Origin of the sequence: Exiguobacterium sp. s102, assembly GCF_018618635.1 — a bacterium.
In the GTDB taxonomy this organism is placed as follows: Bacteria; Bacillota; Bacilli; order Exiguobacteriales; family Exiguobacteriaceae; genus Exiguobacterium_A; species Exiguobacterium_A oxidotolerans.
This window is the reverse complement of record NZ_JACSML010000002.1, coordinates 192622-207249: the sequence shown is the minus strand read 5'-3', so window position 1 is coordinate 207249 and position 14628 is coordinate 192622. Positions and strand designations below refer to the sequence as shown.

The 14628-nt window shown below is 44.8% G+C and carries 14 protein-coding genes; 4 read left to right on the top strand and 10 right to left on the bottom strand.

The genetic code is table 11. From position 1 onward, the window contains the following. Positions 1–94 precede the first annotated feature (94 nt). Positions 95–1171, top strand: a complete 1077-nt coding sequence (locus tag KNQ02_RS05985; protein ID WP_353048581.1) for a GGDEF domain-containing protein — start codon at positions 95–97, stop codon at positions 1169–1171. A 12-nt stretch (positions 1172–1183) separates the two neighbouring features. Here the strand turns inward: KNQ02_RS05985 and KNQ02_RS05980 are convergent, their stop codons facing one another. The 9 genes from KNQ02_RS05980 to KNQ02_RS05940 all read right to left on the bottom strand — a co-directional run bounded on the left by KNQ02_RS05980 (position 1184) and on the right by KNQ02_RS05940 (position 10221). Then, the gene (locus KNQ02_RS05980) at positions 1184–3028 is read right to left on the bottom strand and encodes an EAL domain-containing protein (protein ID WP_162288267.1); all 1845 of its coding nucleotides are present in this window, start codon (positions 3026–3028) and stop codon (positions 1184–1186) included. Between the two features lie 153 nt (positions 3029–3181). Further along, on the bottom strand, positions 3182–4279 hold the full coding sequence (locus KNQ02_RS05975) for a hypothetical protein (protein ID WP_214765409.1): 1098 nt from the start codon (positions 4277–4279) through the stop codon (positions 3182–3184). Positions 4280–4291: 12 nt separating this feature from the next. After that, on the bottom strand, positions 4292–5113 hold the full coding sequence (locus tag KNQ02_RS05970) for an ABC transporter permease (protein WP_214765411.1): 822 nt from the start codon (positions 5111–5113) through the stop codon (positions 4292–4294). Continuing rightward, complete coding sequence (locus KNQ02_RS05965) at positions 5110–5790, bottom strand: ATP-binding cassette domain-containing protein (RefSeq protein ID WP_214807493.1); 681 nt, start codon at positions 5788–5790, stop codon at positions 5110–5112. Before KNQ02_RS05965 ends, KNQ02_RS05970 begins: the two co-directional genes overlap by 4 nt. Further along, positions 5783–6169 (bottom strand): GntR family transcriptional regulator, encoded by a 387-nt coding sequence (locus tag KNQ02_RS05960; protein WP_088836572.1) that lies wholly within the window; start codon positions 6167–6169, stop codon positions 5783–5785. The genes KNQ02_RS05965 and KNQ02_RS05960 overlap by 8 nt, the downstream gene beginning before the upstream one ends. Positions 6170–6568: 399 nt before the next feature. Beyond that, positions 6569–8005 (bottom strand): NAD(P)H-hydrate dehydratase, encoded by a 1437-nt coding sequence (locus KNQ02_RS05955; RefSeq protein ID WP_214808298.1) that lies wholly within the window; start codon positions 8003–8005, stop codon positions 6569–6571. A gap of 185 nt (positions 8006–8190) precedes the next feature. Further along, positions 8191–8616, bottom strand: coding sequence for a Fur family transcriptional regulator (locus tag KNQ02_RS05950; RefSeq protein ID WP_214807490.1), 426 nt, complete (start codon positions 8614–8616; stop codon positions 8191–8193). Beyond that, positions 8588–9457 (bottom strand): metal ABC transporter permease, encoded by an 870-nt coding sequence (locus KNQ02_RS05945; RefSeq protein ID WP_029332962.1) that lies wholly within the window; start codon positions 9455–9457, stop codon positions 8588–8590. Before KNQ02_RS05945 ends, KNQ02_RS05950 begins: the two co-directional genes overlap by 29 nt. Beyond that, positions 9454–10221 carry a metal ABC transporter ATP-binding protein gene (locus tag KNQ02_RS05940; RefSeq protein ID WP_088836571.1) on the bottom strand — a complete coding sequence of 256 codons (768 nt, stop codon included), beginning with the start codon at positions 10219–10221 and terminating at the stop codon, positions 9454–9456. Before KNQ02_RS05940 ends, KNQ02_RS05945 begins: the two co-directional genes overlap by 4 nt. A gap of 217 nt (positions 10222–10438) precedes the next feature. On the opposite strand from KNQ02_RS05940, the gene KNQ02_RS05935 reads away from it, so the two are divergent. From KNQ02_RS05935 to KNQ02_RS05925, 3 genes are all read left to right on the top strand, one after another. Beyond that, positions 10439–11977, top strand: a complete 1539-nt coding sequence (locus KNQ02_RS05935) for a Ppx/GppA phosphatase family protein (protein WP_214765414.1) — start codon at positions 10439–10441, stop codon at positions 11975–11977. Further along, positions 11974–14133, top strand: a complete 2160-nt coding sequence (locus KNQ02_RS05930; RefSeq protein WP_088836569.1) for an RNA degradosome polyphosphate kinase — start codon at positions 11974–11976, stop codon at positions 14131–14133. Before KNQ02_RS05935 ends, KNQ02_RS05930 begins: the two co-directional genes overlap by 4 nt. Before the next feature lie 75 nt (positions 14134–14208). Beyond that, positions 14209–14382 carry a XapX domain-containing protein gene (locus tag KNQ02_RS05925; protein WP_014969827.1) on the top strand — a complete coding sequence of 58 codons (174 nt, stop codon included), beginning with the start codon at positions 14209–14211 and terminating at the stop codon, positions 14380–14382. A gap of 54 nt (positions 14383–14436) precedes the next feature. Here the strand turns inward: KNQ02_RS05925 and KNQ02_RS05920 are convergent, their stop codons facing one another. After that, positions 14437–14619 carry a FeoB-associated Cys-rich membrane protein gene (locus tag KNQ02_RS05920; RefSeq protein ID WP_088836568.1) on the bottom strand — a complete coding sequence of 61 codons (183 nt, stop codon included), beginning with the start codon at positions 14617–14619 and terminating at the stop codon, positions 14437–14439. Positions 14620–14628: the final 9 nt, after the last annotated feature.

Sequence of the window (14628 nt, the reverse complement as noted above, 5' to 3'; positions counted from 1 at the left end):
TTTTATACATAATCCGTTTACGTTATCGTACAATTATCATGAATTCGTTACGTTTTGTCTCGAGTCATCTTCTATTAGCTGAAAGGATTTTTTTATGTTATCGACGTTGAATATTTTTTTCACGAACATATGCATTATATTTTTAATACTATCTGTCACATTTTATTTGATGCGAAATCGACTCCCGATCCAGTATGACTCCAAGCGTTCAACGCGCTTGTATTTTGGTTTAGCAAATGGTTTAACCGGCATTTTACTGATGCATAACTCCATCTCAATCAATGGATCATTGATTGATTTACGACTGCTGCCGCTCGCTCTATCCGCTCTATACGGGGGGCCAGTCAGCATTGTGACGACAGGAATTATTTTACTGCTGTATCGTGTCCTCATCAGTGGGGGTGAATCCGTTAGTGCCTTACAAAATTCTCTAGTGATGCTGACCGGATTTACCGTGCTTATCATCCTCTGTGCTCAACTCATCAAACATAAAGGGCGACTCTTCACTGTTATTGTGACGATAGCCTCTACCTTAGTTCTCTTACGCATGTTGCTCGGCCCTTCACAACCTCATGCATGGCAGACGATTTTTTTGCCGTATTTCTTAATCACAATTGGCGCCTCGATTCTTTTTTATCATCTTTCATATATGTTACAAGGACACTTCGTTCTTTACGCGTACCAGTCCTATTTGGCTTCGACCGATGAACTGACGCGCCTCGCGAACCGTCACGTTATCATGGAAAAAGTACAGGCTCTTGTAGAAGCGAAGGCACCTTGGGGTGTGATCATCTTCGATCTTGACCACTTTAAGTCAGTCAATGATCAATATGGTCATGCTGTCGGAGATGCTGTATTACGCCACTTCTCCGTTTTACTCACACAGGAGTGCCCGGATAGTATCACGGTCGGCCGCTATGGTGGCGAAGAGTTTATCGTCGTCATTCCGAATACATTTACGGTTTCACCGACGCGACTCGCAAGACAACTCGTTCAATCCGTCACCGATACACCGTTCGTCATGCAAGACCACGCCTTGACGATTACTGTTTCTGCCGGTGTCGCCTACGCGAAAAATCAGGCAGCCGGAATCGTTTTTAAACAAGCGGACACCGCGCTCTATGCTGCAAAAGACAACGGCCGTAACCAGTTCATGTTATACGATAAATAAGGAAGCATGGACTTAATCCATCGCTTCCTTATTTTTGCTTTCTAATAAAAGAATGATATCTGTTAGCGAAACTGGTTTTGCAAAAAAGTAACCTTGAAAAAGATGAATCCCAATATCTTTCGCAATTTGAACTTCTTCTCCTGTCTCTACCCCTTCGACGATACACTCGACATTCATCGAACGTGTCAATTGGAAAATCGATTCAAGGATGGACTGGCGTTTTGCTGATTCTTCAATTTGTTCAATGAACTGTTTCGGTATTTTTAATTGGCGCAAAGGTAACAACCGTTCCAATACATGGTAAGAGGCATGACCTGTTCCAAAGTCATCTAACGACACTGGAAAATCAAGTGTTTTTATCCGCCGTAATGCCCGAAGAATCGGCTGGCTCTCAAAATCGAGCGACTGACTTTCCGTAATCTCGATTTTGATTTGTTGCGGTTTAAGCGAATACTTAAGTAGCATCCGTTCAATAAAGGGCATGAACGATTCGTTCGTCAATTGGCGTGGTGACACATTCACTGATACCGTAAAATTCTCTGGCACAAGACCGATCAATCGTTTTCTTGTCTTACAGCCTTCTTCAAAAATCCATTCGCCTAGACGAATGATTAAGTCACTTTTTTCAGCAATCGGGATGAAGACGGATGGTTGATTCGCTTTAGACAACTCCGTTTTCCAGCGAACGAGTGCTTCAAGTCCAACAAAGGTCTGTTGATTCGAATCGTACTGTAGCTGATAGACTAAATAAAAATCTCGATTGACTTCAGCAAGTGATAAGGCGCGCGCAGCTTCGACACGTAATGTTTGTTCACAGCGCCATGTTTGATCGATACACATGACTTTTTTATCATTTTGAACGGATTCTTGTAGCGCAGAATTCACTTGTTGAACTCGTTTCATCCAACTTTTTTGCAACGTATCGCCGTCATCAATTACGATATACAGATTGACATAAATTTGATGGAGGTCGATCTGATAGGGCGCAGACATTTTTTGACTAAGTAACTCCATCTCATCATGACAGGAAACACCTTCAGGTTTTTCCATGACGACAGCAAGCGTCCCTCCTTCAATCCGCACAAGTGCTAAGTAAGGTGGAAGTAATGATTGGAGTCGTTCGATACATTCAAACAAGACACGAGCTTGTATGTCTTCTCCAAAATAGCGTGCCAATTCATAATAATTCTCAAGGTGAATACCGATGAGCAGTAAATGTTGACGGTTAGCATCATCAAAAAAATCTTCTAATCCACGCATATTCAATAATTCTGTTTGCGGATCACGTTTTGCGGCCTCATCAAGTTGATTAGCAAGCGAGTGCAATTGACTTAAATTTCGTATATGTAAATGATTGATGATTAGCGCAATGCAAATTCCAATCGTAACCATCCCGAGCCGTGCGACATGATCTGAAGAGTCGATTTCCACCAGAGTCGTCGTTGTATTGAACATGATAAACAGATTCGTCGCTAGTACGACGACAATCGTATACCACATCACAATCCGGTTGTACGAGATCAAGGCAATCATTAAAAATAAAAAACAACTTGCCCAAGCTGTGACGGCAGCATATGGTAACAAATTAATCGAGATGATCGGCACAATCAGTAACATGATGGAGAGGAGATGCGATTGATATTTTGACGCGATATGACTTCGACTAATGATAAACGTCGTTATCCCGATCACTAAAAGCAGTATGATGATCGTTGATCGATTAAGATACGCATTTTGTAATACATCATCCGTCGTCCCTAAAAAAATCAAAGCTCCTGCTGTCATCATGAACAACGCAAAATTTCCCATCCAGTGTTGTTGTGCGATAGTGGTATCAGTCGTCGTGCTAAGCGGCATACGTCTCCTCCTTTCATTTCCGATTGTCATTGAGGTAGTCATTTTTTTATTCGACATCGCTTGATGATACTCCTGTCTTACGTTATGTGTCAATTTTTTACTTAAAAAGACATGTTCTTCTGTTTTTACACAGCTGAACATGTCTGATTTGATTTAATATCCAAAAAAGCTGGTGATGATGGCGCTTGACTTCACTTGATTTTTATCGCGAATCTGTCCGACATAGATGACGTCCCCTGACAAGATATCGACGACACGAATTTGATAATCAGACGCGTTCATCTTGGAGACGAAATAAAACTGGTTGTCTGCAAATGCTTCGTTAATCGATTCCATCTTTTTCTCCGCCGCTTCAAGCCTGATTGCATCCTTTGTCACTTGCTTCGTTGCAGTGTCATAGACGGTCCATTGCAGTTCGTTTGTTTCTTCATTTTCATTATAAGCGATCAATCGTTCGCCGTTGCCCATCGCAACGAAGGATTGATTCGTTTTATTTAACTTCTCGATTGGTCGGACGTGTTTCCCGTCATCTTCAAGATACGTTTCCTGAATTTCCGAATCGTTATTTTCATCAATGAATTGTTGCACATAGATGACGCGATCCGGCCCGGCCGTTAAGTAGTTTCTGAATTCGTTCTTTTTGATTGCCGGTGAAGCGAGTCGGATTGGCTTGATTTTTTTCTGTTGATAGTCCACTTGCATCAATTGATTGGTCTCGTGATTTTTTCTGTACGCATCGACTTGGATATAAAGTGTCTTGTCCATCCGGTCGATGACGCGTACGCTGCCTGTGCCATACCCTGTCTTGACGGTAGACGGAAACGGGAGCGTCATTTCCGTCAGCCGTTTCGTCTGTTTATCCCACATCTTTAATTCCAGTTCTTGTTCAGCCGTACGGATCCCGTACAGGTAGTCGTCATCTTCACTGAGCGTTTCATCCGCCCGTAAAAAATCCTTGGCGTCTGTTTTTAGAATCGGGTTAAACTCTCTGTTCCCAAATATTCCTTCAAGATAATTGTCGCCATTTTTTTTGACTGTCCCATCTAACGATACATCGGAATAGACGTTTTTACCTTTCGCTGTCGACTGCAGAATCAGATGCAGTTTCGCAAGGTTCGTTCCCTTTACGTCTCCTGTTATGTGCTCGACAGTGTAGTCTGCCGTTTGAATTGTTGCCGTGTAACCGTAATAACTCGTCAAACTCACTAGACATATAACGAGTAACATTACTAAGTATTGAAAGCGTCGCATCATGTTCCCCCCTTAAACGGATAGTTTGTTTTGGACTAAGCGAATGCTTCTAAAGCCGACATAAAAGAAGCCGATTGATAATAAGACAAGATACAACGTCACGTATTCTACTCTTAACAATAAACCGGACAGTGGACCTTCTGTGATATACATCACGAGTCCGAATGGCAGGATTAAAATCATCGCTTCGGCTATCAGCTGGATCATCGCCCGTGATTTTCGGAACGACCGCTCAATCAGGACGATGAAAAACAACAGATTGATGACGGCACAGGACATCATCAATAAGATGAAGACATCCTCGATATTCATCGAATAAAACACTTGCAACAGACTCCCATCTTTAATAAGACCGGTTGGTAATTTATGTGATTCTGGTAACAACCAATCAAACAGACCGTAACTTGCGATAACCGTCAGCCACTGCAAACCGATTAAACTCACCGTCACGAGCAGGACCGTCGTCAGCTTCGCAAAGTAGATTGACACCCGACTGCCCGGTAAAAGTAAGAGTCGATAGATATGTTTTGATTCCCCAATCCATTCACGGTACCAAATTTGCAAGGCGAGTACTAAGATATATGCGACACCAATCATCATGATGTAATCAAAAATCGAGGTCGCTGCCGCAAAAGAAAATTTTCCATACGAATTGACCGCTTCGAGTTCGGAGGCTTGGTTCATCCGCATGAACGTCTCGATGCTTCGTTCGTATAACATCGTCTTGACGACGACTGACAGTAGTTCAAGCACGATTAATGCACCGACTACGATTAAATACAATTTACTGCTCCGTTTGATTTCTTCATTCGTTAACATCAAATACTTTTTCATCGCTGATACACCTCCCGCATCCGGTCTTGGACGGATTTCCCGTGAATTTCCCGCATTTCTTCCGTATCGTGTTCATCAATGATTTGTCCGTCCTGTAAAAAAATCACACGGTCAATCAAATGCTCGACTTCGACGATTTCATGCGTCGTCATCAAGATGCCGCGCCCTTCCATATAATGACTCGAAAAAATCCAGGCAATCTGTTCTTTCGTAAACAAATCAATCCCGGCAAACGGTTCGTCCAGCAACAGATACGGCCGATCGAGGGCAAAACCGAGTAATAAATTGACCTTTGCCTGATTTCCTTTTGAGAGCTCATTAATTTTATCCGTCGACAGCAGTTTGAACGTCGCCATCAATTCATCTGCCGTCTGCTCGTTCCAGTCCGGATAATAATCGTTCATGTATGTAAGCGCATCCCCGATGGTCATATAGCTCGGCATCGTCTGGACGTCCGGCACAAAAGCGATTTTTTCGCGCGACGTCGTCCCGTCGACGATGATACTGCCGGCGTCCATCGGAATCAGACCGACGATGCCTTTAAGAATCGTCGATTTCCCTTCCCCGTTTAAACCGATTAAACACGTTAACGTATCCGGTTTGACAGAAAACGATACACCGTTCAAAACGGGACGTTTTCGTCCAAAGCGTTTTTTTAGACCATGTACCTCAGGCATCGATTTTCCCCCGTTCTTTCGTTTCGTATAGGTGTTCGATTTTCATGACGACTTCATCAAGCGGGACTTGAATCGCCTGGATTGAATGCACAAACTGTTCGACTGCTTCATTTAACAATTCCGCCCGGACCTTCGAGACAACTTCCGGATCCATCGTAATTTTACTCGGGACATTTCGTTCAGTCGTAATCAAGTGTTGTTCCTCCATTTCCTTATATGCTTTTTGAGCGGTGTTCGGATTGATTCCTAGTTGAGCAGCGATTTCGCGTCGTGAAGGAATCTCCTGACCACGTTTCAACTCTTCCGTCGCGATTCGTTCTTTAAACCACCGGATGACTTGTAGGTAGACAGGACTCCGTTGATCGAATTGCATCGGCATGTTGCCACCTCCATCGTTATACTGTATTAAAACACTAATACACCTTATGACTGTATGATACTTGTAATACAGTCACGGGTCAATAAAAAAATCACTTCTTTTTCGAAGTGATTTTAGGGTGTAAACAAACTTGAGGAGTCGGATGGGTATGAAGGCATGTCGCGCTTCCCTGTCTTGACTCGTATTCAAAGCGGCAACATTCCGCTTTGGAATCGATTCAGACGGTACGCGCTCTAAATCTTTGCATGACTTGTCTTTCACTGCGTCACAGTTTGAAAGGCTTCGTTTTCGTTGACTCCTATGGGAAAAGTACGTTTTTGTCCACCTCGCTCGAGGAACGCAACAAAAAAGATAGACGCTTTTATCTCCCGCTATTACTTTGTCTACGCTAAGAAAAGGTTAGGTTCGTCGTGCCAATTCATCAATCAAATCCGTCGCAACGATACTACTTGGATGGATGCGTTGTTCGATCCGCTTAGAAGCCCGTGCATACCAAGCGACTCCCATGGCGATTAAATGCTCAACCGATCCTTGATCGTGGTAGTCACGTTGGGCGAGCAGACTGGTTATCAAGCCAAATAGCGTATCGCCGCTGCCGCCTTTTGCAAGTCCACTCGATGCCCCGGAAATGACGTATCCTCCCCCGTCCGGTTTAGCGACCAAAATGACATGCGATTTCAAAACAACCGTCACTTGATGGAGCATCGCATAGTCCGACGCTGCTCCAAATAAATCATCTTGAATGTCTGCGACCGCTTTGTTCGTCATTCGGGCAAACTCACCGATATGTGGGGTTACAACGATTGGGGCTCGCCGTTCTGGATACTCTTCGTGAATCAGTGCCGCCGCATCGAGGACAACGGGAATATCTTTAGTAAAAGCCAGTTCAATCCAGTCCGCTACTTTATCCGAAGTCAGTCCCGGTCCGATTCCGACAGCCGTCACTTGATCAAGCATCGCTTGAATCGTTTCCGTCGTCTGATTGAGCACCATCGCTTCCGGCGCGTTGATTAATAATCCAATTTTTGCTGAATCGACTGTTGCGACCTGTAACTTTCCGACACCGGTTCGTAAAGCCGCCCGCGCCGCGAGTTGAATCGAACCCGGCATCGTCTCGCTTCCGCCAATCAAAAGTGCCGTGCCATAGGTCCCTTTATGTCCATCGTGTTGCCGTTCAAACAAACTGTCGATCGGTTCCTCGAACAGTTCCCATTCCGCTGCGTTCGGTAATCCGATATCGACGAGCTCGACATCTCCATAAAACGGTGCGGTCTTCAGTAAAAAGGCGGACCGTTTATAGGCGTGGAGGCAAAACGTCTGCATCGCTTGAACCGCTTCCAAAGAAAAATCGGTTGCCGCATCAGACGGTACTCCGCTTGGTACATCGATCGCATAAACGATTGCTCCTTGCTGACGCTGTTCTTTCACCAAGTCAAAGGTTTTTTCCGTCACCTCATTGATTCGTTTCGGATCAAACCCTGTTCCGAAGAGCGCATCGATAATTACATCATATTGTCCACAAGGTGGCTCTGCGACGACACCAAATTTTTCAGCATACGTTTCATGGAGCCGTGCCGTCTCCGTCTTGGTTGGACCAAGCGGAGCTTGGACCGTCACGTCATAGTCGTCTCGAATCAGCTCACGGGCGATGACGTATCCATCCCCTCCATTGTTGCCTGTCCCACAAATGATTAAAATTCGGTCCGTCTTGGTATGCCGTTGCTTCATCTCGGCCGCGACATGTTGCCCGGCCCGTTCCATCAGCACTTCGACCGGCAACCCCGACGTCCGTGCCCATTCATCAATTTGTCTTGCTTCATTTGCATCATAGATCATTCCAATCACCTCTGTTCGTCCTATTCCCGTTTTCCACCGAACTATGCAACAAAGGCAGTCGATCCTGAAACCAAAAAAGGGATTGCCCACTTAAGTATGGCAATCCCTTTTTCTTGATTGTTTTGTTCAAAATCAACTTGTTCCCCTTCATCCTCATATGATCCTCTAGAAGAAGTTATTCTGAGTCAGACAGATTGGCAATCGGAACACCGACCATAGATTTCAAACTTATGATCTTCAACCTCAAAACCAGACGCTTTGATTGGTGACATTAATTCCATCGGGCACACGTTCAGCGTTTGCGTCTTTCCACAAGCGCGACAAATTAAATGATGATGATGTTGTCCCGACTGACAAGCAGCACGATATTTCATTTCACCGTCGAGTTCCGTCGTTTCTAAAATATTGATTTCCGCAAAGTCGTTTAAGTTACGGTAAATCGTATCGTAACTTAGCGACGGATGAGAGGTCCGTAATTCTTCCGCGATTTCTCGAGCACTGACATACCGGTTCGCTTCAAAGAGATACGCCAGTAAATCAAGCCGCTTCGGCGTTGCTTTAAATCCGGAAGCTTTCATTTGTTCACGCGCTTGTTCGATCTGTTTCTGCATGCGTTTTTCCTCCAATCCAAAACCGTTCCACTAACATCACGATGATGAGTTCAGCAACAGCAAGCATGACAATCATTCCGCCAGGTGCTAAATCGAATTGATAGGCAAGAATCAACCCGGCGACCGTCGCGACTTCACCAAAGATGATCGCAAACAAAATCGTCGTCTTGAAACTTTTTGCAAAACGAAGCGCCGCTGCGACGGGTAATGTGATTAAACTAGAGACGAGTAAAATGCCGACGACGCGCATACTGATTGCAATGACGAGCGCTACGACAATCATAAATAAGATATGCACAAGACGTAAACGAATACCCGAGACACGCGCCTGTTCTTCATCAAAGGATAAAAAAAGTAATTCCTTATAAAAAGCGATGACGAACAAGATAACGATTCCCGTCACGATTAAAATGGTATAGACATCCGTCAATGTGACAGCCGAGACCGTTCCGAACAAAAAGGACACTAAGTCCATTGAAAATCCATTCGCCAAGCTGATAAAAATTGCCCCAAGTCCCATCCCGGTCGCCATGATGATCGGAATCGCAAGTTCTTGAAAATGTTTATATTTCGCGCGCAACCAGTCAATCGTCAACGCCGCGATGACGGCCGTCACAATCCCTAAGTAAAGAGGGTTCAAACCGGATAAACTTGCGACCATTCCTGAAATCAACAGACTGAGTGCAATTCCAGCAAGTGTGACGTGAGACAAGGCATCGGCGATGAGACTCATCCGGCGTACGACGACGAACGACCCAATCAACGGGGCCGTAAACCCAATCAAGACTGCTGCGACGAGTGCGTACTGTAAAAATTTTAATGTCATAAAGGCTTCAATCACTGGACGCCCTCCCCTTCATGGATAAGCACGCGTCCCGGTACCGGGTAAAGCGAACGAATCGTCTGCTCATCAAGTTCCCAGTATTCCTTAATACCACAGTTGCAACCAAGACGTCCGTCCACGAGATGAATGACGTCCGTGACGAGCTTACTGACAAAATGAATATCATGGGTGACGAGAACAAACGTCCGCTTCTTATCACGTCGTAGTTCTTCTAAAATTTCATAAAATTCTTTGACATACCGCTGGTCGACACCGACTGTCGGTTCATCGAGAATCATCAAGTCCGGATCATTGACGAGTGCACGCGCGATAAAGACGCGTTGTTGTTGTCCCCCCGATAAATCACCGACCTTCGAGTCGCGCCGCTCCCACATGCCGACTGTCTCAAGCGCCGTTTTCACTTTTTCACGATCTTGTTTCGTTACACGGCGAAATAACCCTTTTTTCGCGTACAGCCCCATTTCGACGACTTCAGCGACCGTCACAGGAAAACCGGAGTTAAACGAAGCCGCCTTTTGCGAGACATAACTGATCCGCCACCAGTCATTGAAATTCGACTGATTTTGTCCGAACAGGCGAATCGATCCTTTCGGGTTCAACAGCCCAAGCATACATTTAATTAACGTCGACTTCCCGGATCCATTTTCGCCAACAATGGCGAGAAATTGTCCTTGCTCAACTGTGAATGACACATTGTTCAATACACGGCGATCCGGGTAATCGTACGTTACTTGATTAATCTCAATAATCGGTTCATTCATTTGTCTTCACTCCTTCCGTTTTTTAAAACGGAATAATTACGTCTTATCAACTTTTCCATTATAGCCCCGCTCCCTGACTGACGCAACTGATGTAACTTTTTTAAACGTTATCGTTTTTTCAGTTAGTCACAAGGTACAATAAAGAAAGATACACTCCCGTTTCTCACCGTATCGTTTCGGGAACAGTTTACTATATGTGAAAGGAGTCGGGATATCTTTGAAAAACGAATTAGCAGTCATCGACATCGGATCGAACTCGATCCGTTACGTCATCTTCCACCCGATCGATTCAGGTCGCTACATCGAAAAAATTAACGTGAAGGTGGTCGCTCGACTATCCGCTCATATCGATCAAGACGGAGCACTCGATCAAGCGGGAATCGACATCTTATCTGACACACTCCAACGGTTTCATGAAATCGGTTTGACGCATAACGTCGAAGAGACGTTCTGCGTCGCGACAGCTGCCATTCGAAATGCCACGAATCGCCAGGAGATCGTTGAGACTGTTGACCAGACGACTCCATTTTCGATGCGTATCCTATCCGACGAGCAAGAAGCCTACTATGGCTATTTCGCCATCATTAACTCGACCTTCTTGACAGATGGTTATTCCGTCGATATCGGCGGCGGTTCGATGGAAGTGACGTTGATCGAAAATCGCGAGATGGTCGCCTATCACAGTTTTCCGTTCGGAGCCGTCACGTTGACACGCCAGTTCATCTCCGGTGAGACGATGACCTCAAGTGAACAAAAGAAATTGATTAAATTCTTAAAAGAGCAGTTCGCTGAAATTCCTTGGCTTAAAGAAAAAAAATTGCCGTTGATCGGTGTTGGTGGTTCTGCCCGAAACTTCGTCCGCATCCATCAGTCGACTCTCGATTATCCACTTCACGGGATCCATCAATATCAAGTCCGGACAAAAGAACTCGGAAAACTCGTTGACGAGCTTGAAGACAAGTCACCAAAACACCTTGGGAAAATTGAAGGGTTATCAAAAGATCGAGTCGATATCTTCCTACCTGCCCTGATTGCGATTCACGAACTCGCGTTACATATCGAGGCCGACCAATTCGTGATGAGTAACTATGGTTTGCGCGAAGGACTCGTCTATGAGTACGACTTACACGAAGGTAACCAACGCCGTGTTGAAAACGTCCGCGAAGAAAGTCTGTTTCAACTCGAAAGTGATTATAAAGTCAATCGCGATCGGATGAATTACCTCGGCACGCTCGCTAAATCACTATATCGTCAACTCGTCTCACTCGACATCATTCCGGAACGCGCCGCCGATTTACGATTACTTGATTCAGCGAGTCGTCTGCTTTACTGCGGACAGTATATCAATCCAGATACGCGGTCGAACCAGACCTTTTATTTATTGACGAATACGGACTTGAAAGGCATGACGCATAAAGATCGGCTTGCGCTCGCGCTCGTCAGCTCTTATTCATCGTCCAAACGGATGCAACAACTCTTGAAACCATTTAAAGATTGGTTTTCCGATAAATCAATTGAGCGGTTCGATTTACTTGGATCACTTCTTAAGCTTGCCGATGCACTCGACGTAACGGAGCGTCGCGCCGTCGACAGTGTCGAACTGCACATTGAAAACGAGGCCCTGCTTCTGACGCTCGATACGGGTGATCATGATTATGGATTTGAAGTCGAAAAAGCCGAAAAACAAAAGAAACATCTCGAACGCGTCATCGACCAGTCGATTGAACTGCAAACGAAAGGAAGTCTTACTTCATGAAATTCGATTCTCCAGACTACTTTAATAATCGCGAAATCAGTTGGCTCCAGTTTAATGAACGTGTGCTCGGAGAAGTCTTAGATACACGAAATCCGTTGATGGAACGATTGAAGTTTTTAGGGATTTTCAGCTCCAACTTGGACGAATTTTATATGGTACGTGTCGGTGGATTAAAGGATGAGGTCCTGGCCGGGTTCAACAAGCCGGAAAACAAACAGCAGTTGACGCCGAAGCAGCAACTGCGCGCAATCGCCGCGAAAACTAAAGAGCTCGTCGAACAGCAATATGAGGCATTCAAGGAAATTAGTACTGCTTTAAAGAAAGAGTCGATTTTCTTTTTAAAGCACGAGGAATTAAATGAAGTTCAGTCCGAATATGTGAAAGCGTTTTTCCGTGATCAAGTTTTTCCTGTACTGACGCCGGTCGCAGTCGATGCCTATCGCCCCTTTCCGATGTTATCATCGAAGTCGCTCAATATCGCGACTGCACTCGAAGCAGAGGATGGTTCAAAGCGAAACTTAGCGCTCGTCCAAGTCCCTGCCGTCTTACCGCGTTTCGTCGATTTACCGGTCGACGATGAAGAGACGACGGCCGTCATCTTACTCGAAGATGTCATTATCTCTTTCATCGATTCGCTCTTTAAAGGTTATCGTGTCCTGTCTGCGATGCCATTTCGCATCACGCGAAATGCCGACCTCCCGTTTCATGAAGAAGGGACACATGACATTTTAAAACTGATTGAAAAAGAATTAAAAAAACGCCGGTGGGGGGTAGGGATTCGTCTCGAGATTCAAAAAAATGCCATCAATACAGAACTACTCAACATGTTGCGCGACGTGCTCGACTTACAAGATCGCGATATTTTCGCCGTCGACGGTCCAATCGATTTAACGTTCGCTTTCGCCTTTTATAGTCAAATCGGTGTCGAGTACGACCACTTGATCTATCAAACGATCATGCCAGTCGAACCACCTGCGCTCGAACAATCGAAAAACTTATTCGATCAGATTTTACAACGCGATTATTTGTTACATCACCCGTACCATACGTTCGATCCAATCGTCCGTCTGATTGGTCAGGCAGCTAATGATCCGAACGTACTCGCAATCAAACAAACGCTTTACCGTGTCTCAGGGGATTCCCCTATCATTAAAGCTTTAAAGACAGCCGTCGAAAATGGGAAACAGGTTACCGTTCTCGTCGAGCTGAAAGCCCGGTTTGACGAAGCGAAGAACATCGAGTGGGCAAAACAACTTGAAAAAGTCGGTGCTCACGTCATCTATGGGTATAGTGACTTAAAGACGCACTCAAAGATCACCTTGATCGTCCGCCTTCAAGAAGGACGAATTCAACGCTTCGTCCATCTCGGGACGGGGAATTATAACGATTCAACGGCGAAACTCTATACCGACATCGGTCTATTGACCGTCCGCGAACAATTAGCGGAAGATGCGACAAACTTCTTCAACTGGTTATCCGGATACGGGGAACAGCCGAAATGGAATGCGATCCACACGTCCCCTAATTCGATGCTTGAAAAATTCTTATCATTGATTGATGACGAAATCAAATTTCATAAAAAACATGGCAACGGTCGAATCGTCGCGAAGATGAACAGTTTGACGGAAAAAGAAATCATCACGAAGCTCTATCAAGCATCACGTGCCGGCGTCCGCATCGAACTGATTGTCCGTGGCGTCTGTTGTCTCCGTCCACAAATAAAAGGTGTTTCAGAAAACATCAGAGTCACGTCTGTCGTCGATCGATACTTGGAGCACTCACGAATCTTTTATTTCCACCATAACGGAGAAGAACTGATTTACTGTTCGAGTGCCGACTGGATGACACGAAATATGCGCAAACGCATTGAAATCTTATTCCCGATCATCGATGAAGATCATAAAGAGTATTTGAAGGATTGCCTCGCGATGACACTGGCGGACAATATCAAAGCACGGGAACAAGGGGCGGATGGAGAATACGCTTACGTCACGCGTGGTAAACAAGCATGTGAATCGCAAATCTTGATTCAACATTATACGAACGACAAATTAAAATCAAAACCATCATTCGAAAACCCACTCGAACACAAATGGATTGCCATTGAACGAAAGGAAGATAAAATCTCGTTCGAGCCACAATCACCTCAAAAATAAATGTTGTTTAACGTCAGACATCTTCATATAATGAAAGTGTAAGCGTTTTTTTATATGAAGAAAGGACTGGAACTCATGCTACAACAAATTTTATTATCACTACTTGCCGGCATCATTTGTGGTGTCGTCTTTACCGCTCTTAAATTACCAATCCCGGCACCACCTGTCTTCCCCGCAATCGTCGGAATTTTTGGTGTCTTCCTCGGAATGAAAGTATTTCTATTCGTTGCCGATCGTTGGCCGTTTTAATGAAACAAAAAAACGTTCGCCTCATCCCTTTTTTAGGACGAGACGAACGTTTTTTTATTTCTTCAATGCTTCGGCGATGACATGATCCCAGTTCACATCATCACAAGCTGTTTTACACGTTGGTTCTACTTCACACGTCGCACATTTTCCCTTTTTCGCCTTTTTCGTAAAACGAACTAAAGAATAACCTGCGTATCCAAAGATTATCAATCCAATCAAAATATCGACAAGATGCATGTAATTCCC

Bases quoted from the DNA above. Each gene is read 5' to 3' on its own strand.
- KNQ02_RS05980 (WP_162288267.1), bottom strand. From the start codon at position 3,028: ATGCCGCTTAGCACGACGACTGATACCACTATCGCACAACAACACTGG.
- KNQ02_RS05955 (WP_214808298.1), bottom strand. From the start codon at position 8,005: ATGATCTATGATGCAAATGAAGCAAGACAAATTGATGAATGGGCACGG.
- KNQ02_RS05975 (WP_214765409.1), bottom strand. From the start codon at position 4,279: ATGCGACGCTTTCAATACTTAGTAATGTTACTCGTTATATGTCTAGTG.
- KNQ02_RS05925 (WP_014969827.1), top strand. From the start codon at position 14,209: ATGCTACAACAAATTTTATTATCACTACTTGCCGGCATCATTTGTGGT.
- KNQ02_RS05960 (WP_088836572.1), bottom strand. From the start codon at position 6,169: ATGCCGATGCAATTCGATCAACGGAGTCCTGTCTACCTACAAGTCATC.
- KNQ02_RS05930 (WP_088836569.1), top strand. From the start codon at position 11,974: ATGAAATTCGATTCTCCAGACTACTTTAATAATCGCGAAATCAGTTGG.
- KNQ02_RS05950 (WP_214807490.1), bottom strand. From the start codon at position 8,616: ATGCAGAAACAGATCGAACAAGCGCGTGAACAAATGAAAGCTTCCGGA.
- KNQ02_RS05940 (WP_088836571.1), bottom strand. From the start codon at position 10,221: ATGAATGAACCGATTATTGAGATTAATCAAGTAACGTACGATTACCCG.
- KNQ02_RS05970 (WP_214765411.1), bottom strand. From the start codon at position 5,113: ATGAAAAAGTATTTGATGTTAACGAATGAAGAAATCAAACGGAGCAGT.
- KNQ02_RS05920 (WP_088836568.1), bottom strand. From the start codon at position 14,619: ATGCATCTTGTCGATATTTTGATTGGATTGATAATCTTTGGATACGCA.
- KNQ02_RS05985 (WP_353048581.1), top strand. From the start codon at position 95: ATGTTATCGACGTTGAATATTTTTTTCACGAACATATGCATTATATTT.
- KNQ02_RS05965 (WP_214807493.1), bottom strand. From the start codon at position 5,790: ATGCCTGAGGTACATGGTCTAAAAAAACGCTTTGGACGAAAACGTCCC.